The sequence below is a fragment of the Achromobacter sp. 1011811831 genome, from assembly GCF_059760905.1.
In genome coordinates, this window is sequence record NZ_JCBANG010000019.1 from 1 (window position 1) to 16775 (window position 16775).

General features: G+C 66.9%; 18 protein-coding genes. 10 read left to right on the top strand and 8 right to left on the bottom strand.

Annotated features, from left to right (window positions below):
* Nucleotides 1–43: 43 nt before the first annotated feature.
* Nucleotides 44–1357: a sn-glycerol-3-phosphate ABC transporter substrate-binding protein UgpB gene (gene ugpB / locus AC6LJ9_RS10040; RefSeq protein WP_103274493.1), complete on the bottom strand. Its 1314-nt coding sequence runs from the start codon at nucleotides 1355–1357 to the stop codon at nucleotides 44–46.
* Nucleotides 1358–1473: 116 nt separating this feature from the next.
* Nucleotides 1474–1680: a hypothetical protein gene (locus tag AC6LJ9_RS10045; protein ID WP_349291639.1), complete on the bottom strand. Its 207-nt coding sequence runs from the start codon at nucleotides 1678–1680 to the stop codon at nucleotides 1474–1476.
* Between AC6LJ9_RS10045 and proC the strand changes: the two genes are divergently transcribed.
* From proC to AC6LJ9_RS10080, 7 genes are all read left to right on the top strand, one after another.
* Nucleotides 1594–2385 (top strand): pyrroline-5-carboxylate reductase, encoded by a 792-nt coding sequence (proC, locus tag AC6LJ9_RS10050; RefSeq protein ID WP_498147472.1) that lies wholly within the window; start codon nucleotides 1594–1596, stop codon nucleotides 2383–2385. The two genes, AC6LJ9_RS10045 and proC, sit on opposite strands and share 87 nt — an antisense overlap.
* Nucleotides 2382–2936, top strand: coding sequence for a queuosine precursor transporter (locus tag AC6LJ9_RS10055; RefSeq protein ID WP_498147419.1), 555 nt, complete (start codon nucleotides 2382–2384; stop codon nucleotides 2934–2936). The genes proC and AC6LJ9_RS10055 overlap by 4 nt, the downstream gene beginning before the upstream one ends.
* A gap of 501 nt (nucleotides 2937–3437) precedes the next feature.
* Nucleotides 3438–4553, top strand: a complete 1116-nt coding sequence (locus AC6LJ9_RS10060) for a high-affinity branched-chain amino acid ABC transporter substrate-binding protein (RefSeq protein ID WP_498147420.1) — start codon at nucleotides 3438–3440, stop codon at nucleotides 4551–4553.
* A gap of 192 nt (nucleotides 4554–4745) precedes the next feature.
* Entirely contained in the window at nucleotides 4746–5672 is a 927-nt protein-coding gene (gene livH / locus AC6LJ9_RS10065; RefSeq protein WP_103274489.1) for a high-affinity branched-chain amino acid ABC transporter permease LivH, read from the top strand.
* Entirely contained in the window at nucleotides 5672–6907 is a 1236-nt protein-coding gene (locus AC6LJ9_RS10070; RefSeq protein WP_212317953.1) for a high-affinity branched-chain amino acid ABC transporter permease LivM, read from the top strand. The genes livH and AC6LJ9_RS10070 overlap by 1 nt, the downstream gene beginning before the upstream one ends.
* Nucleotides 6904–7671: a high-affinity branched-chain amino acid ABC transporter ATP-binding protein LivG gene (gene livG / locus AC6LJ9_RS10075; RefSeq protein ID WP_103274487.1), complete on the top strand. Its 768-nt coding sequence runs from the start codon at nucleotides 6904–6906 to the stop codon at nucleotides 7669–7671. The genes AC6LJ9_RS10070 and livG overlap by 4 nt, the downstream gene beginning before the upstream one ends.
* Nucleotides 7672–8373, top strand: coding sequence for an ABC transporter ATP-binding protein (locus tag AC6LJ9_RS10080; RefSeq protein ID WP_103274486.1), 702 nt, complete (start codon nucleotides 7672–7674; stop codon nucleotides 8371–8373).
* Between the two features lie 80 nt (nucleotides 8374–8453).
* Here the strand turns inward: AC6LJ9_RS10080 and cuyB are convergent, their stop codons facing one another.
* Both cuyB and AC6LJ9_RS10090 read right to left on the bottom strand, forming a co-directional pair.
* Nucleotides 8454–9197, bottom strand: a complete 744-nt coding sequence (gene cuyB, locus AC6LJ9_RS10085; RefSeq protein WP_498147421.1) for a cysteate racemase — start codon at nucleotides 9195–9197, stop codon at nucleotides 8454–8456.
* Between the two features lie 219 nt (nucleotides 9198–9416).
* On the bottom strand, nucleotides 9417–10031 hold the full coding sequence (locus tag AC6LJ9_RS10090; RefSeq protein WP_498147422.1) for a glutathione S-transferase family protein: 615 nt from the start codon (nucleotides 10029–10031) through the stop codon (nucleotides 9417–9419).
* Nucleotides 10032–10218: 187 nt separating this feature from the next.
* Between AC6LJ9_RS10090 and AC6LJ9_RS10095 the strand changes: the two genes are divergently transcribed.
* Nucleotides 10219–11388: a PQQ-dependent sugar dehydrogenase gene (locus tag AC6LJ9_RS10095; RefSeq protein WP_498147423.1), complete on the top strand. Its 1170-nt coding sequence runs from the start codon at nucleotides 10219–10221 to the stop codon at nucleotides 11386–11388.
* Between the two features lie 4 nt (nucleotides 11389–11392).
* Nucleotides 11393–12031 carry a glutathione S-transferase family protein gene (locus AC6LJ9_RS10100; RefSeq protein ID WP_498147424.1) on the top strand — a complete coding sequence of 213 codons (639 nt, stop codon included), beginning with the start codon at nucleotides 11393–11395 and terminating at the stop codon, nucleotides 12029–12031.
* Nucleotides 12032–12037: 6 nt separating this feature from the next.
* Here AC6LJ9_RS10100 and AC6LJ9_RS10105 read toward each other — a convergent pair whose 3' ends face one another.
* The 4 genes from AC6LJ9_RS10105 to rocF form a co-directional block, all read right to left on the bottom strand.
* A complete protein-coding gene (locus AC6LJ9_RS10105; RefSeq protein ID WP_498147425.1) occupies nucleotides 12038–12940 on the bottom strand; it encodes a DMT family transporter in 903 nt (300 codons plus the stop codon).
* A 99-nt stretch (nucleotides 12941–13039) separates the two neighbouring features.
* The gene (locus AC6LJ9_RS10110) at nucleotides 13040–13417 is read right to left on the bottom strand and encodes a DUF423 domain-containing protein (RefSeq protein WP_498147426.1); all 378 of its coding nucleotides are present in this window, start codon (nucleotides 13415–13417) and stop codon (nucleotides 13040–13042) included.
* A 159-nt stretch (nucleotides 13418–13576) separates the two neighbouring features.
* Nucleotides 13577–14638 carry an alcohol dehydrogenase gene (locus AC6LJ9_RS10115; RefSeq protein WP_498147427.1) on the bottom strand — a complete coding sequence of 354 codons (1062 nt, stop codon included), beginning with the start codon at nucleotides 14636–14638 and terminating at the stop codon, nucleotides 13577–13579.
* Nucleotides 14639–14687: 49 nt separating this feature from the next.
* Nucleotides 14688–15641, bottom strand: coding sequence for an arginase (gene rocF, locus AC6LJ9_RS10120; protein ID WP_498147428.1), 954 nt, complete (start codon nucleotides 15639–15641; stop codon nucleotides 14688–14690).
* 216 nt (nucleotides 15642–15857) lie between these two features.
* Here rocF and AC6LJ9_RS10125 point away from each other — a divergent pair, with 216 nt between their 5' ends.
* Nucleotides 15858–16691, top strand: a complete 834-nt coding sequence (locus AC6LJ9_RS10125; RefSeq protein ID WP_498147429.1) for a MetQ/NlpA family ABC transporter substrate-binding protein — start codon at nucleotides 15858–15860, stop codon at nucleotides 16689–16691.
* The last annotated feature ends 84 nt before the right edge of the window (nucleotides 16692–16775 follow it).

Here is a 16775-nt window from a genome sequence, read left to right on the forward strand (position 1 = left end):
TCGCCGGGCCGCCGCGGGATGCCTCCCTGGCGGGAGGCGGGCATTACTTTACGCTTTTCTCGAACTTTTCCAGCAGCTCGTTGCCGCGCTTGACGATGTTCTCGGCGCCGTCCTTGGCTGTGACCTTGCCCGAGACGATGCGCTCGATCTCGGCGTCCTCGATCTCACGGATCTGCGGCAGGAAGCCCAGGCGCAGGCCGCGCGATTGGGCGGTGGTTTCCACGTTCAGCTGCTTGACGCCGACTTCGGTGCCGGGGTTCTTGTCGTAGAAGCCTTCCTTCTTGGTCAGCTCGTAGGCGGCCTTGGTGACGGGCACGTAGCCGGTCTGCTGGTGCCAGCGGGCGGCGATCTCGGGGCTGGCCAGGAACTTGAAGAAGGCGGTCACGCCCTTGTAGGTTTCCGGCTTCTTGTTGGCGAAGACCCACAGCGAGGCGCCGCCGATGATGGTGTTCTGCGGCGCGCCCTGCACGTCCGAGTAGTAGGGCAGGGTGGAGGTGCCGAATTCGAACTTGGCGTTCTTGGCGATGTTGGCGCGCAGGCCCGACGAGCCGGTGATCATGGCGCACTTGCCGCTGATGAACAGCGAGTTCGGCTCGTCGCCGCGCCCGCCGTACATGAAGATGCCTTCCTTGCCCAGCTTGGCCAGGTTTTCCAGGTGGCGCACATGCAGCGGGGTGTTCACGGCGACGCGGGCGTCCAGGCCGCCGAAGCCGTTGTCCTTGGTGGCGTAGGGCACGTTGTGCCAGGCCGAGAAGGTTTCCAGCTGGACCCACGACGGCCACGAGGTGGTGTAGCCGCATTCCTGGCCGGCGGCCTTGAGCTTCTGGCCGGCGGCGGCCAGCTCTTCCCAGGTCTTGGGCGGCTTGTCGGCGTCCAGGCCAGCCTTCTTGAAGGCGTCCTTGTTGTAGTAGAACACCACGGTCGAGCTGTTGAACGGCATCGACACCAGCTTGCCGTCGGCCGACGAGTAGTAGCCAGCCACGGCGCCGATGAATTCCTTGGGATCGATCGGGTTGCCGGCTTCTTCGGACATCTGCTGCACCGGCTTGATGGCGCCCTTGGCGTACATCATGGTGGCGGTGCCGACTTCGAAGACCTGGAGGATGTCGGGCGCGTTGCCGGCGCGGAACGCGGCGATGCCCGCATTCATCGACTCGCCGTAGTTGCCCTTGTAGACTGCCTTGACCTGGTATTCGGGGTTCTTCTTGTTGAACTCGTCGACCAGCCCGTTGACGCGGTCGCCCAGCGCGCCTTCCATCGAGTGCCAGAACTGGATCTCGGTGGCGGCATGGGCCGAGGCGCCGGCGAACGCGGCCATGACGGCGGCGAAGGTGAGGGCAATACGGTGGGATCGCATGGTGTGGTTTCCTCCTGTGGGGCGTGTCGCGGCCGGGTTTTCTGGCCGCGGAAAACACGTCACCTTATGAATTGTTTGTGACAAAAGCGTGACTTTCACATCACTCCAAACGGCTGTCAAATTGCGCGTTTTGGGCGCGAACGAACATTCTTCATTTTTTTCCCAGGGACATGACGGTTTACAATCCTCCCATTATGAAAAACGAACTTTCGATTGCGTTCATCGGTGGCGGCAATATGGCCGCCGCCCTGGCTTCCGGGCTGGCTGGCAAAGTATGCCCCGCCGGCAACATCCATGTCATTGACATAAACGAGGATGCGCACGCCTCGTGGCAGGCGCGCGGCATGACCACCGCCAGGTCGGCCGACGAGGCCCTGGCGCGGTGCCGCGTCTGGGTGTTCGCGGTCAAGCCACAGAACATGAAAGACGTTGTGGCGTCCACGCGTCAGTGGCTGCGTCCGGACACGCTTGTGGTAAGCGTGGCGGCAGGGATCCGCGCCGACACCCTGGCCAGCTGGCTGGGCACGCCGGAACAGCCGTTCAGCCGCCTGGTGCGCTGCATGCCGAACACGCCGGCGCTGGTGGGCGCCGGCATGACCGGCCTGGCCGCGCTGGACGGCGTGGGCAGGGAAGATCGCGAACTCGCGGCCAGCCTGTTGTCCAGCGTGGGCGACGTTGTCTGGGTGGCCGATGACGCGGCGCTGGATGGCGTGACCGCGCTGTCGGGCAGCGGCCCGGCCTATGTGTTCCTGTTCCTGGAAACCCTGATCGCCGGCGGCCAGAAGGTCGGCCTGACGGCCGAGCAGGCGCGCCAGCTTGCATTGGGCACGCTGGCCGGCGCGACCAAGCTCGCGGCCGAATCGCCCGAGCCGCCGTCCGTGCTGCGCGAGCGCGTCACGTCCAAGGGCGGCACCACGGCCGCCGCGCTGGCGTCCTTTGGCGCGGCGGGCTTCGCCGGCATCGTCGAGGACGCGCTGGCAGCCGCGGCGCGCCGTTCGCGCGAACTGGCGGAGGAATTCGGCAAATGAGCGCGCAGGCGAGCCGCTACGAAGCCATGCGCGCGCCGCAGTTCGCGGTGGCGGTGCTGTGCATGCTGCTGGTGGTGGTGGGTTCCAACATCCTGGTGCAGGTGCCGTTGAACGACTGGCTGACCTGGGGAGGCCTGTCCTATCCGGTGGCGTTCCTGGTCACCGACGTGCTGAACCGCCGTTTCGGTCCATCGGCGGCGCGGCGCGTGGCCTGGTTCGGTTTCGCCGCCGCGCTGGTCGTCTCGTTCTGGGTGGCCTCGCCGCGCATCGCGCTGGCCTCGGGCCTGGCCTATATCTGCGCGCAATTGATCGACATCCAGGTCTTCGACCGCCTGCGCGACCAGCGCTGGTGGCGCGCGCCGTTGATCTCGGGCGTGCTGGGCGCGGTGCTGGACACGGCCGTGTTCTTCAGCGTGGCCTTCGCGGCTACCGGCGCGCCGTGGCTGACCTGGATGGCGGGCGACCTGGCGATCAAGCTGGCGGTCAACATCAGCATGCTGGCGCCGTTCCGCGCACTGATGTGGAACCTGGCCAAGCCGGCCAGCGCCTGAAGCCCGGCGTGGCAGGAAAAGGCGGCCCTCGGGCCGCCTTTTGTCATTTTGCGGCCGTGCGGGCCCTTGAAGATAGCGCGAGCAGGGATTATTGAATCGGTCCGGGATATTCCGGGCGCGAACGCGCAGGATTAACACGCTAATTATTATCCGTAAGCCTTGCGTAAGGACTGTATTTAAATGCGAATGCGCGAGCTCGGATAATGATTTTTCTCAAGGCGCGGCTGCTGAAACGGCGCCGCGGCGCAAGGGGATAAACAAGGCCGGATCGCGATTTTCCCTGCGATTTCACGGGCTTGTAGCCTCGATACGGCACGATTAAAGATTTCTCCACAAATATTGGGGATTACACGCAGTGACAGTGCGGCGGCTTGCTTCCAGAATACCGCCCACATCGTGTTTTCGCCCAAGAAGCCGGCAACGCGCGGCACGAATCACGGGGCACCCTCCCGCGAATTCGGACCGGTCCGAGCCGCTCAAAACCTCGCTGGAGAACTACGCATGAAGTTTCTGCATCGCCTTACCCCGGTAGCCGTCGCGCTTGGGGCGCTTGCCCTGGCAGGTTCCGTGCATGCCGCCGACACCATCAAGATCGGCATCCCCCAGCCGATGACCGGCCCCAACACCCAGTACGGCGACCAGATCCAGGCTGGCGCGCTGACCGCCATCGAAGCGATCAACGCCAAGGGCGGCGTCAAGGGCAAGAAGCTCGAACCCATCCTCATCGACGACGGCTGCGAACCGAAGCAGGCCGTGCCGGCCGCCAACCGCGTGGTCAACTCCGGCGCCAAGTTCGCCGTGGCGCATGCGTGCTCGGGCGTGACCGTGGCCGCCGTGAACGTCTACGAACAGGAAGGCATCGTCGGCATTACCCCGGGCGCCACGTCGCCGCTGGTGACCGACACCATCAAGCCGCACTATTTCTTCCGCACGATCGGCCGCGACGACCAGCAAGGTCCGTATGCCGCCCGTTACATCGCCAAGACCCTCAAGCCGCAGAAGGTCGCCGTGCTGCACGACAAGCAGACCTACGGCTCGGGCGTGGCCACCCAGGTCAAGGACACGCTGACCAAGGAAGGCGTGAACGTCGCGCTGTTCGAAGGCATCAACGTCGGCGACAGCGACTATTCGGCCATCATCACCAAGCTCAAGTCGGCCGGCGTCGACCTGGTCTACTTCGGCGGCTATCACCCCGAGCTGGGCCTGCTGCTGCGCCAGTCGCGCGAACAGGGCCTGAAGGTCCAGTTCATGGGTCCGGAAGGCACCGCCAACCAGGACCTGGTGGCGATCGCCGGCCCGGCCATCGACGGCCTGCTGGTCACGCTGCCCGCCGACTTCACCAAGCTGCCGGGCAACGAAAGCATCGTCAAGGCCTTCAAGGACGCCAAGCGCGATCCGGACGGTGCCTTCCAGATGCCGGCCTATGCCGCGGTCCAGATCCTGGCCGACAGCATCACCGCGGTGGGCGAAGATCCCGCCAAGGTGGCCGACTATATGCACAAGACCACCTTCAACACCGGCATCGGCAAGGTCGAGTACGACGCCAAGGGTGATTTGAAGAACTTCGAGTTCGCCGTCTACAAGTGGGACAAGAACGGAAAGAAGACCCAGCTGTAAACTCGCGATCCCGCCGGCGTGGTGCCGGCGTGTAGGGCCTGTCCTTGCCGTCATGCCGTAATCCGCGTAGCGAAGCGCCAAAAGCGCTGTGCGGCCGGCAGGCGCCGATGGCAGGCCCTTATAAAATACGCCCAGGTTTCCGGCTCCGGGTCTCACTACCGGAGCCGGAACTATTTGGAGCACAGAGAAATAATGTCTGACCTCATACCCCAACTTACCCAGCAATTCTTCAACGGATTGTCTCTGGGCGCGATCTACGCGCTGATCGCCATCGGCTACACAATGGTCTACGGCATCATCGGTATGATCAACTTCGCCCACGGCGAAATCTATATGATCGGCGCCTATGTCGGCCTGGTCACCTTGACTTCCATCGGCACCAACAGCGGTTTGCCCGTGCCTTTCATCATCGCCGCCATGCTGCTCGTGGCCATCGTGGTCACCGGAATCTACGGCTTTTCCGTCGAACGCGTGGCCTACCGGCCGGTCCGCAACAGCCCCAGGCTGGTCGCGCTGATCTCGGCCATCGGCATGTCGATCTTCCTGCAGAACTGGGTGGCCCTGGGCCAGGGCGCTCGCGACATGGCCGTGCCGTCGCTGGTTTCCGGCGCGGTGCAGTTCCACATGGGATCCGACTTCGATGTCACGGTGCCGTATTCGCGCATCATGATCATCGTGGTGACCGTGGTGCTGATGGTGGGCCTGACGCTGTTCATCAAGTACTCGCGCATGGGCCGTGCCTCGCGCGCCTGCTCGCAGGACATGCACATGGCCAACCTGCTCGGCATCGACACCAACCGGGTGATCTCCTTCACGTTCGTGATGGGCGCGATCCTGGCGGCGGTGGGCGGCGTGCTGATCGCCATCACCATCGGCAAGCTCAATCCGTTCATCGGCTTCCTCGCCGGCATCAAGGCCTTCACGGCGGCGGTGCTGGGCGGCATCGGCAGCATCCCCGGCGCCATGCTGGGCGGCGTGCTGCTGGGCCTGGCCGAGACCTTCGCGGCAGCCTACATCTCGTCGCAGTACAAGGACATCGTGGCGTTCTCGCTGCTGGTCCTGATCCTGCTGTTCCGTCCCACCGGGCTGTTGGGCAAACCTGAGGTGGAAAAAGTCTGATGTCGAACAACAATCTGAAAAACGCCACGATGGCGGCGGTGCTGACCGCCGTCATCGTCACCCCTGTCTTCGGCCTGCAGCTGATCCGTCAGGGCGCACGTACCTCGATGGAGTCCAACTGGTCGCTGGTGGCGCTTGCCGCCGCGGTCGTGTTCGTGTTCCAGCTGTTGCGCCCCTGGCTGGCCAAGCCGTTCCAGAAACTGAAGACGGGCCTGCCGACCCTGCCGTCGTCGCCGGCCAAGAGCAACAAGCTGCTGGTGCTGCTGGTCCTGGCCGCGGCCGTGATCTGGCCGTTCTTCGCCGGCCGCAGCTCGGTCGACATCGCCACGCTGGTGCTGATCTACGTGATGCTGGGCCTGGGCCTGAACATCGTCGTGGGTTTTGCCGGGCTGCTGGACCTGGGCTTCGTCGGCTTCTACGCCGTCGGCGCCTATACCTACGCCTTGCTGTACCACTGGGGCGGCTGGAGCTTCTGGGAAGCGCTGCCGTTCTCGGGCGCGATGGCCGCACTGTTCGGCTTCGTCCTGGGCTTTCCGGTGCTGCGCCTGCGCGGCGACTACCTGGCCATCGTGACGCTGGGCTTCGGTGAAATGATCCGCCTGCTGCTGATCAACCTGAACACGCTGACCGGCGGTCCGGACGGCATCTCGGGCATTCCGAAGCCGTCGGTGCTTGGCCTGGAAATGACGCGTCGCGCCAGCACCGAGGGCGGCACCACGTTCCACGACTTCTTCGGCCTCACGTTCCAGAACCAGCACATGGTGATCTATCTGTACATGATGGCCTTGCTGCTGGCGCTGGTCACGCTGTTCGTGTCCACGCGCCTGATCCGCATGCCGGTCGGCCGGGCCTGGGAAGCCCTGCGCGAGGACGAGATCGCCTGCCGTTCACTGGGCCTGAACCCCACCCGCATCAAGCTGTCCGCGTTCACGCTGGGCGCGACCTTCGCCGGCTTCGGCGGCGCGTTCTTCGCGGCGCGCCAGGGCATGGTGAATCCGGAGTCCTTCACCTTCATCGAATCGGCGCTGATCCTTGCCATCGTGGTGCTGGGCGGCATGGGTTCGCAGGTGGGCGTGATCCTGGCGGCGGTGCTGCTGACCGTGCTGCCCGAGCTGGCGCGCGAGTTCGCCGAGTACCGCATGCTGATGTTCGGCCTGGTGATGGTGTTGATGATGATGTGGCGTCCGCAGGGGTTGTTGCCCATGAAGCGTCCCCACGTGGAGCTGTCCAAATGAGCGAGGCGTTGCTTAAAGTATCCGGACTGACCATGCGGTTCGGCGGCCTGCTGGCCGTCGACAGCGTGGCCTTCGAAGTCAAATCCGACGAGGTATTCGCCATCATCGGCCCGAACGGGGCCGGCAAGACCACGGTGTTCAACTGCGTGGGCGGCTTCTACGCGCCCACCGCGGGCGAGATCCTGATGGATGGCAAGGCCATCACCGGCCTGCCCAGCCACAAGGTCGCGCGCCACGGGCTGGTGCGCACGTTCCAGAACGTGCGCCTGTTCAAGCAGCTGACCGTGCTGGAAAACCTGCTGGTCGCCCAGCACACCCAGGTCGAGGCGCGCCTGCTGCCGGGCCTGCTCAAGCTCAAGTCCTATCGCCAGTCGGAGGCCGATGCGCTGGCGCGCGCGGCGCAATGGCTGGACTTCATGGGCCTGCGCGAGTTCGCCAACCGCGAGGCCGGCAACCTGGCCTACGGCCACCAGCGCCGCCTGGAGATCGCGCGCTGCATGATCACCAAGCCGCGCCTGCTCATGCTGGACGAGCCGGCAGCCGGCCTGAACCCGCAGGAAAAGCGCGATCTGCAATCGCTCATCGACCAGCTGCGCCGCGAGTTCGGCGTGGCGGTGCTGCTCATCGAGCACGACATGAGCCTGATCATGGGCATCTCCGACCGCATCCTGGTCATGGAGCACGGCAAGCCCATCACTACCGGCACCCCCGAGCAGGTGCGCAACGACGAGCGCGTCATCAAGGCGTACCTGGGGGAGGAATAAATGCTGAAGCTGGAAAACATACACACCTACTACGGCGCCATCCAGGCGCTGAATGGCGTGTCGGTGGATGTCAACAAGGGCGAGATCGTCACCCTGATCGGCGCCAACGGCGCCGGCAAGACCACGTTGCTCATGACCGTCTGCGGCAATCCCAGGGCCAAGGAAGGCAAGATCACGTTCGAGGGCGAGGACATCACCCACAAGGACACGCACCACATCATGCGCAACGGCATCGCCATTTCTCCGGAAGGGCGGCGCGTGTTCAAGGACCTGACGGTCGCCGAGAACCTGATGATGGGCGGCTTCTTCGCCAAGCGCGACGAAATCCACGAGGGCATCGACCACGTCTACGGCCTGTTCCCCCGGCTGAAGGAGCGCGCCAGCCAGCGCGCCGGCCTGATGTCCGGCGGCGAGCAGCAGATGCTGGCCATCGGCCGCGCGCTGATGACCCGTCCGCGCCTGCTGCTGCTGGACGAGCCCACGCTGGGCCTGGCGCCGCTGGTGATCGCGCAGATCTTCGACATCATCCGCGAGATCCGCGAGCAGGGCGTGACGGTGTTCCTGGTCGAGCAGAACGCCAACAAGGCGCTGCAGGTGGCCGACCGTGGCTACGTGCTGGAGAACGGCCGCGTGGTGCTGCAGGATACGGGCGCCAATCTGCTGGTCAATGACGAGGTCCGCAAAGCCTACTTGGGCGGCTGACCAATTTCCCCCGCGAAGGGAGTGGGCGCACCGCGAGGTGCGCTTTTTTTTATCCGGGATGCGGGGGAAGGGAGGGCGGCTCAGGCCGCGATGCGGGCGCCCGGCGCGTCGGCCAGGTAGCGGTCGATGGCGGCGCGCGCCAGCGCGTCGATCGAGTCGGTGAGCGTGATGTCCAGGCCGGGACGCAGCGCGTGCGGCACGGCCAGCGGCAGCTCGGTGCAGCCCAGCACCACGGCGTCAGCGCCGCGTGCCTTCAGGCGCGCGATGCACTCGGCCGCCGGCGCGAAGGCCTGCTCGAGCTGGTTGCCCTTCACGGCGCGGATCGAGCCCATGCAATAGCGCTCGACCTCGTCCTCGTCAGGGACCACGCATTCATAGCCCTGGGCCTCGAGATGGCGCTGGTACAGGCCCAGCTTGAGCGTGGCGGCGGTGCCCATCAGGCCGATGCGGCCCTTGGGCAGGCCGAGCCGGCGCAGGTCGTCGATGACCGCCTCGATGATGTGCAGCACCGGCAGCCGGGTGGCGGCCGCGATCTGGTCGTACCAGAGGTGCGCGGTATTGCACGGAATGGCGATCAGCTGCGCGCCCGCGCGTTCCAGGAAGCGCACGCCTTCGACCATGTGGGGCAGGGGATTCTCGCCGCCGGCCATGTAGGCGCTGGAGCGGTCGGGGATGCGGGGATCGTTGCGCAGCAGCGTGGGAATGTGCTGCTGGTCGACAGCGGCGGGCGTGAGCGCCGCCAGGCGCAAGGCGAAAGCGGCGCCGGCCATGGGGCCCATGCCGCCCAATACACCCAGGTAACAACCCTGGGAAAAGCTATTCACTTTAAGACTCCGAAGCGGTGCTGCGCCGGGCTCGGAAAGCGGCCCGGCCTCTGGCATGCCGCGATGTTCCGCGAGTCGGGCGGACAAGGGCATCGCTGCCCGTACCTGACTGTTCGCTGAACGAGGGCGCCGCATGTCGCGGCGCCCAGGCGGCGCCAAGCCGCCATCATACGCCTGCCCGGCGCGGACCCGCTGGCGGGCCTGCGCCGCGCGGCGGGCTTACTCCAGGCCTTCGGCCTTGCGGGCGGCCTTCACGCCGCTGTTTTCCTGCATGCGCTTGAAGAACGCGGCCAGGTTGTCCAGGCCGGTCAGGTCAACCTGCTTGCCATGCGCCCAGGTCAGCACCACGTAGAGATAAGCGTCGGCCACGCTGGGGTCGGCGCCCACCAGGTAGGACTTGCCGGCCAGTTGGGCATCGAGCTGCGCGAACAGCTTGGAGAGCAGCTTGGAAGCGCTGGCGGCCAGTTCCTTCTGCGCGCCTTCCTCGGACAGGAAGCGCATCGGCGCGAAGACCAGCGAGAAGGTCTTGTGCAGGTCGGAGTTGATGAAGCCCAGCCAGCGGCGCACTTCGGCGCGGGAGCGCGCGCTGCCGTCGCCCATCAGCCCGCTTTGCGGGGCCTGTTCGGCCAGGTATTCGAGGATGGCGACGTTCTGCGTCAGGGTCCAGTCGCCGTCGGCCAGCGCGGGAACCGCGCCCAGCGGATTGATCTTCAGGAACTCCGGACCCTTGAGCTCGTCGCGGCCGAGCTTGTGCGTTTCATAGGGCTTGCCCAGCCATTCCAGCACGATGTGGGAAGCGAGCGAGCATGCGCCGGGCATGTAGTACAGTTTCATTTGAAGGCGTCTCCTGTGGGGCAGGGCGGGAGGCGACCCGTCCTTGCCGCATATGGTACGCCACTCATGTGGCGACGATGCGTGATAGCCCCACGATATATGCCGCCGCGTCCGCCGCCTTGCGCGAGGATCGTCGGACGGATGCCGCGCCATTCGCCACGCGCCCATGCCGTAGCCGGAGATGACCATGCCGCCTCGTGCCGCCGCAACGCTGTCCGTCTTCCTGTCCGGCGCCGTGCTCGCGGCCTGGGCCTGGTCAGCAACCGCCCGCGCCGAGCCCGTGTCGGCCGGCACGGAGACTCCCGCCGCCGCGCCGACCCAGGTCATGCCGGTAGCGGGCGGCCTGGAACATCCCTGGGCCATGGCCTTCCTGCCCGATGGCGGCATCCTCATCACCGAACGCCCAGGCAATCTACGGCTGCTGCGCATTCCCGGCGGCCTGTCCGCGCCCTTGAAGGGCGTGCCCAAGGTGGCCGCCCAGGGGCAGGGCGGCCTGCTCGACGTGGCCTTGTCGCCGGATTTCGCCAAGGACCGCCTGGTCTACCTGTCCTATGCCGAGGCCGGCGACGGACGCGCCGGCACCGCCGTGGGACGCGGCCGGCTGGCCGAGGATGGCGTCCGCCTGGAGGATTTCCGCGTCCTGTTCCGACAGGAGCCCAAGTTGTCCGAGGGGCTGCATTTCGGGTCCCGCCTGGTGCTGGACGGCAAGGGCTATCTGTACATCGCGCTGGGCGAGAACAACCAGCGCTCCACCGCGCAAGACCTGGGCAAGCTGCAGGGCAAGGTGGTGCGCATCAAGGCGGACGGTTCGGTGCCGCCGGACAATCCCTTCGCCGGCAAGGCCGGCGCGCGCCCCGAGATCTGGTCCTATGGCCACCGCAATCCGCAGGGCATGGCGCTGAACCCCTGGTCCGGCGAGCTCTGGGAAAGCGAGCATGGGCCGCGCGGCGGCGACGAGATCAATCTGATCAAGCCGGGGCTGAACTACGGCTGGCCCCTGGCGACCTACGGCATTAACTATTCCGGCCAGCCCATCCCCGAAGCACGAGGCCAGACGCTGCCGGGCATGGAGCCGCCGCTGTACTGGTGGCCCAAGTCGCCGGCCATCAGCGGCATGGCGTTCTACGACGCGCCCAGGTTTCCGGCATGGCGCCATTCGCTTTTCATCGGCGCGCTGGCCGAGCGCAACCTGATCCGGTTGACGCTGGACGGCGACAAAGTGGTGGCGCAGGAACGCCTGCTGGGCGAGCGCGGCAAGCGACTCCGGGACGTGCGGGTCGGACCGGACGGCCATGTGTATGTGTTGACGGACGAATCGCCGGGCGAGCTGCTGCGCATCGCGCCGGCGGGGGGATGAAGCCATGAAGACCTACGAACTGATCGGATCGGCCGGCTGCGGCTCCGCCGTCGTCGAGATGGCGCTGGCGCTGGCCAATGTGCCGTACACGCTGGAAGACGTGCCTTACCTGAAGCCGGGGCCGCAGCGCGACCGCCTGCTGCGCCTGAATCCGCTGGGCCAGGTGCCGACGCTGGTGACGCCGGACGGTGAAGTCATGACCGAAAGCGCGGCCATGATCCTGCACCTGCATGACATGGCGCCGCAGGCAGGCCTGGCGCCGCTGCCGGACCAGCCCGAGCGGGCGCGCTTCCTGAACCTGCTGATCCGGCTGGTGGCGGCCATCTATCCCACTTTCACCTATGGCGACAATCCGCCGCAATGGACCACGGAAGGCGCGCCCGCCGACTTGCTGCGCGAACGCGTGCACACGCGCAGGGCCGAGCTGTGGCAGGAGCTGGAGCGGCAGGCCGGCGCGCCGCACATGCTGGGCGAGCGGTTCTCGGCGCTGGACCTGTACGTGACCGTGATGACGCGCTGGCGTCCGGGGCCGGCCTGGTTTGAATCGGTCTGCCCGGCGCTGGCGACGGTGGCGCGCGAGGCGGAACGCAATCCGGCTGTGGCTCGGGCGTTGCGGCGCAACTTTCCGCCGCCCACCGAATAGCGCGCCTCAGCGCTTGCCGCGGCGCGGCTTCGAGCGGGCCTCGCGCAAGGCGATGTAGATGCCGCTGCCGGCGATGAATGCTGCGCCCAGGTAAGCCAGCGCGTCGGGCGCTTCGCGCCAGAACACCCAGCCCAGCACGGTGGCCCAGATCAGGCCGGTGTAGTCGAACGGCGCCACCACGGACGCCGGTGCGATGCGGAATGCCTGCGTGATCAGCGTCAGCCCCAGCGTGCTGAACAGCGCCACGCCCGCGAAATAGGGCAGGTCGGCGACAGCCGGCGCCTGCCAGACCCAGGGCAGGGTGAGGATGCTGCACAGGAACTGGCCGGCCACGATGTAGAAGGTGGTGGTGAGCATGCCCTCGCTGGGACTGATCCCGCGCGCGGTGGTCATCATGACCGCGTACAGCATCGCGGTGGTCAGCGGCAGCAGGGTGGCGGCCTGGAAGGCGTCTGTGCCGGGCCGCACGATGATCAGCACGCCTGCGAAGCCCGCCAGCACCGCCAGCCAGCGACGGCGGTCGACGCGCTCCTTCAGCACGAACACCGACAGCGCCGTCACGAACAGTGGCGCGGCGAAGGCGATCGCCGTCGCCTCGGCCAGCGGCAGGGAATTCAAGCCCAGGTAGAAACAACAGGCCGACACCACGTTGATCGCGCCGCGCGCCAGGTGCAGGCGCAGATGCCCGGTGCGCAAGACGCGCCGGCCGCCCAGCCACAGCGCCAGCGCCGTGACCACGGGCAGCGCGATCAGCGCGCGCAGGAACAGGATCTGCAGCGGGTGATAGCTGGCGCCCAGCCACTTGGCGTTGGCGTCGCTGAGCGTGAGGAAGAAGATGCCCGCCATGACACAGGCGATGCCGGCGGCGGCGGAAGAGGGACGGGCGGTAGGCAGGGTGACGGAGGACATGGGCGGGAGCAGCGGATCACGGCGATTCCTGGCGCCGTACGAAGGGAAGGCTTGGATGCAGGGCGCCGGCGCAAGGGCCGGCGCGAGCTGGCGGGGCGTTCAGCCCTGGCTGCGGTAGGCGGCCAGCGCCACCATGGCCCAGGAGGCCAGGAAGGCGACGCCGCCCAGCGGCGTGACCGCGCCCAGCCAGTGCGTGCCGGTCAGCGCAAGCAGATACAGGCTGCCGGAAAACAGGACGATGCCGGCAAACATGACCATGCCGGCGGCCGACAACAGGGGCGAACCATAGCGCGCGCCGAGCAGAGCGACCACGAAAATGCCCAGCGCATGGATCAGATGGTACAGCACGCCAGTCTGCCAGACGGCGAGCAGCTCGGGGCTGACGATGCGCTTGAGCCCGTGCGCGCCGAAGGCGCCCGCGCCCACGGCCACCATGAGGTTCAATGCCGCGAGTATCGTGAGCTGCCGGTCTGTCATTGCTGGTCCTGGGTGGGAAGAGTCGTTTGGGCGGAGCCGCCGGTGCCTATGATATGGCATTCGGCGCCGGCGCTCTTCGCGGCGGAGAGCGATCCGGTTTCGTTCCCGCCGCCGCGTCTGTTCGGCCCGGCCGCGGCAGGCGCGGCCAGGCGCTGGCGCTCAAGCCGTCGTGAGCACCGCGCGGCCCACCACCTTGCCTGCCCGCAGCGAGGCCAGCACGCTGTCGGCCTGGTCCAGCGCGTAGCGGTGGACCGGCATGGGCGGCACCTTGCCGGCGCGCACCAGTTCCATCAACTCCTTCAGCTCGGCCAGATTGCCGACGTAGCTGCCGATGATGGACAGCGCCTTCATGGGAATCAGCGCGATCGGCCACGTCGAGCCGCCGCCGAACAGGCCCACGATGATGAGCTTGCCGCCCTTGGTCAGGAAGTCGAAGGCCAGCGCGGTGGTGGCGGGCGCGCCGACCAGGTCGATGGCGGCTTGCACGGGCTTGCCGCCGGCCGCCTTGATGATCTGCTGCGCCGCGTCCGGCGCCGCGCCGTCGATGGCGGCCAGCGCGCCGGCCTCCAGCGCCGCCTGGCGCTTGGCGGGGTCGATGTCCACCACGATGGCGCCGGCGCCGCCCAGCGCCTTGATGAGCGTCAGGCACATCAGGCCCAGGCCGCCCGCGCCGAAGATCACCACCGGATGCCGGCGGTAGGTCTGTTCGCCGATCTTCTTCAGCGCGGCATAGGTGGTCAGGCCGGAGCAGGCGTAGGGCGCGATCTGCGCCGGATCCAGGTCGCCGATGTCGATCAGGTAACGGGAGTGCGGCACGAGCACGTGGTCGGCGTAGCCGCCGGCGCGGTGCACGCCCAGGCAGGTCGGGGCCATGCAATGGTTCTCCTGGCCCGCCTGGCAGGACGGGCAGTTGCCGCAGCCGATCCACGGATAGACCAGGTAGTTGCCGCCGGGCCGCAGGCCGGCCGCGTCGGGGCCGGCCGACACCACCGCGCCGACGGTTTCGTGGCCCATGGTGAGCGGCAGCGAGACGCCGCGCTCCTTGAGCGACAGCGTGCGCCCCTGGCCCAGGTCGTAGCCGCCTTCCCAGAGATGGATGTCGCTGTGGCAGACGCCGGCGGCACGGACCTTGAGCAGCACCTGCGCGCCTTGCGGCACGGGCGTGGGCTGGTCCATTTCCTGCAGCGGGGCGCGGAAATCGACCACGCAATAGCACTTCATGGCATGTCTCCTTTATGGCTTGCTTGTTGTCGACCAGAAGAGGGGAGCGTCAGGCGTCGCGCCGCATCAGCGTGGACTTGCCGAACAGGCTTTCGATCAGATCCACCGCCAGTTCGGCGGTCTTGTTGCGCACGTCGAAAGCGGGATTCAATTCGACCACGTCGAGCGAGCGCATCAGCCCGGTGTCGGCGATCATTTCCATGCAGAGCTGGGCCTCGCGGTAGGTCGGTCCGCCAGGCACGGTGGTGCCCACGCCGGGAGCGATCTCGGGGTCCAGGAAATCGACATCGAAGCTGACATGCAGGTGCGTGTCCTGGTCCAGGCCGGCGAGCGCGGCCTGCATCGTGGCGCGCATGCCCATTTCATCCAGGTAGCGCATGTCGAACACTTCCAGCCCGGCCTCGTGCACCAGCCGCTTTTCGCCCGGGTCCACGCTGCGTATGCCGATCTGGCGTACCCAGGCGGCCTCGATGTCGGGATGATGGCCGGACAGGCCGGTGATCTCCGCCGGGCCGTAGCCGCACAGGCAGGCCACGGGCATGCCATGGATATTGCCGGTGGGCGTGAGCGCGTGGGTGTTGAAGTCGGCATGCGCGTCCAGCCACAGCACCCGCAGTTTCTTGCCGCTGTCGCGGCAGTGGCGCGACACGGCGCTGATCGAGCCGATGCCCAGGCAGTGGTCGCCGCCCAGCAGGATGGGCAGCTTGCCTTGCCGCAGTTCGGCATATACCGCATCGTGGACCGCGCGGTTCCAGGCGGCCACTTCGGCCAGATGGCGGTAGCCGTCGACGGGAGGCTGCCACGGATTGGCCGGGCCATACAGATTGCCACGGTCCTCGACCTCGAAGCCCTGCGCCTCGATGACGGGGCCCAGGCCGGCGACGCGCAGGGCTTCCGGTCCCATGGAGGCGCCGCGCGCGCCGGCGCCGATGTCGGTGGGCGCGCCGATCAGCGCGATGCTGCGAGGCAGGGTAGGGGTGGTCGGCTTGGCGGTTTTCTGCACGTGGCGGACTCCGGAAAGGAAAGACAGAATCAGGCGGCGCAAGAAGCCGCCGCCAGCGCGGCGCGGGCCGGCATGGTGGACACATCTTAGCGCCGTCGCGCCCGCGCCCGCATTGCCATGGCGTGACAGAGGGCATTGCCACGGCAATGCGGGCGTTTGGGGCACAATGGACCGAAAGCCGGCAGCGCTGGCGCCCATTTTTTCATATTCATGCCCATGATCCGCTTGTTCCCGCCCCTTCTTTCCTTCCTGCGGCCCCGTCTTGCGGTCGCGCTGGCGCTGGCCGCCATGGCTTGCGCGCTTCCCGCCGCGGCCCAGCAGAAGCCGCTGCGCATCGGCGTGGTTCCGGCCCTGGCCAACGAGGCGACCGAGAAAGCCATCGCGTTGGCCGCCCAGCAGGGGCTGGAGGTCAAGCTGGTGGAGTTCAATGACTGGGTGCTGCCCAATATCGCGGTGGCCGATGGCTCGGTGGATGCCAATTTCTTCCAGCACGAGCCGTTCCTGCAGGTGTTCAATGTGCGCCGAGGCGTGAACTTGGTGCCGATCGCCTATGGCTATTCGACCATCATCGGTCTGTATTCCAAGAAGCTGAAGCGGGGCGAGCCGCTGCCCGAGGGCGCCACCGTCGCGGTGCCGAACGATCCAGTCAACACGGGCCGAGCCTTGCTGCTGCTGCAGTCCATGGGACTGATCGGCCTGAAGCCCGGCGTGGGCAACATGGCGGCGGTGGAAGACGTGAGGCTCAATCCCAAGCGCCTGAAACTCGTGCCTGTCGAAGGCGCGCAATCGGCCCGCACCTTCGATGACGTGACGGCTTCGGTCACGTATCCCTCCTTCGCCAGGCAGGCCGGCCTGAGCGATCAGGACTGCCTGGGTTTCGACAATAACAGCCCCGATTCCGTTCGCCGCTACGCGATCCGCTGGGTCACCACGCCCGAGCGCGCCAACGATCCGAGGCTGCTGAAGTTCATCGCCATCTATCAGGGCTCGCCCGAGGTCAAGGCCACGCTGCGGCGGCTGTATGGTGACCTGATCGACTTTCCCTGGTAGCGTGGCGTGGCAGGGCAGCCGCGTCCAGGCCTGCTCGCCAACAACAAAAAGCCCCTGCATGCGCAGGGGCTCGGGAGCAGCTGG

Coding starts and splice junctions, on each gene's coding strand:
- proC (WP_498147472.1), top strand. CDS start 1,594: ATGGCCGCCGCCCTGGCTTCCGGGCTGGCTGGCAAAGTATGCCCCGCC.
- AC6LJ9_RS10100 (WP_498147424.1), top strand. CDS start 11,393: ATGAAGACCTACGAACTGATCGGATCGGCCGGCTGCGGCTCCGCCGTC.
- livG (WP_103274487.1), top strand. CDS start 6,904: ATGAGCGAGGCGTTGCTTAAAGTATCCGGACTGACCATGCGGTTCGGC.
- AC6LJ9_RS10090 (WP_498147422.1), bottom strand. CDS start 10,031: ATGAAACTGTACTACATGCCCGGCGCATGCTCGCTCGCTTCCCACATC.
- AC6LJ9_RS10125 (WP_498147429.1), top strand. CDS start 15,858: ATGATCCGCTTGTTCCCGCCCCTTCTTTCCTTCCTGCGGCCCCGTCTT.
- AC6LJ9_RS10070 (WP_212317953.1), top strand. CDS start 5,672: ATGTCGAACAACAATCTGAAAAACGCCACGATGGCGGCGGTGCTGACC.
- livH (WP_103274489.1), top strand. CDS start 4,746: ATGTCTGACCTCATACCCCAACTTACCCAGCAATTCTTCAACGGATTG.
- AC6LJ9_RS10105 (WP_498147425.1), bottom strand. CDS start 12,940: ATGTCCTCCGTCACCCTGCCTACCGCCCGTCCCTCTTCCGCCGCCGCC.
- AC6LJ9_RS10080 (WP_103274486.1), top strand. CDS start 7,672: ATGCTGAAGCTGGAAAACATACACACCTACTACGGCGCCATCCAGGCG.
- ugpB (WP_103274493.1), bottom strand. CDS start 1,357: ATGCGATCCCACCGTATTGCCCTCACCTTCGCCGCCGTCATGGCCGCG.
- AC6LJ9_RS10060 (WP_498147420.1), top strand. CDS start 3,438: ATGAAGTTTCTGCATCGCCTTACCCCGGTAGCCGTCGCGCTTGGGGCG.
- AC6LJ9_RS10055 (WP_498147419.1), top strand. CDS start 2,382: ATGAGCGCGCAGGCGAGCCGCTACGAAGCCATGCGCGCGCCGCAGTTC.
- AC6LJ9_RS10110 (WP_498147426.1), bottom strand. CDS start 13,417: ATGACAGACCGGCAGCTCACGATACTCGCGGCATTGAACCTCATGGTG.
- AC6LJ9_RS10095 (WP_498147423.1), top strand. CDS start 10,219: ATGCCGCCTCGTGCCGCCGCAACGCTGTCCGTCTTCCTGTCCGGCGCC.
- AC6LJ9_RS10115 (WP_498147427.1), bottom strand. CDS start 14,638: ATGAAGTGCTATTGCGTGGTCGATTTCCGCGCCCCGCTGCAGGAAATG.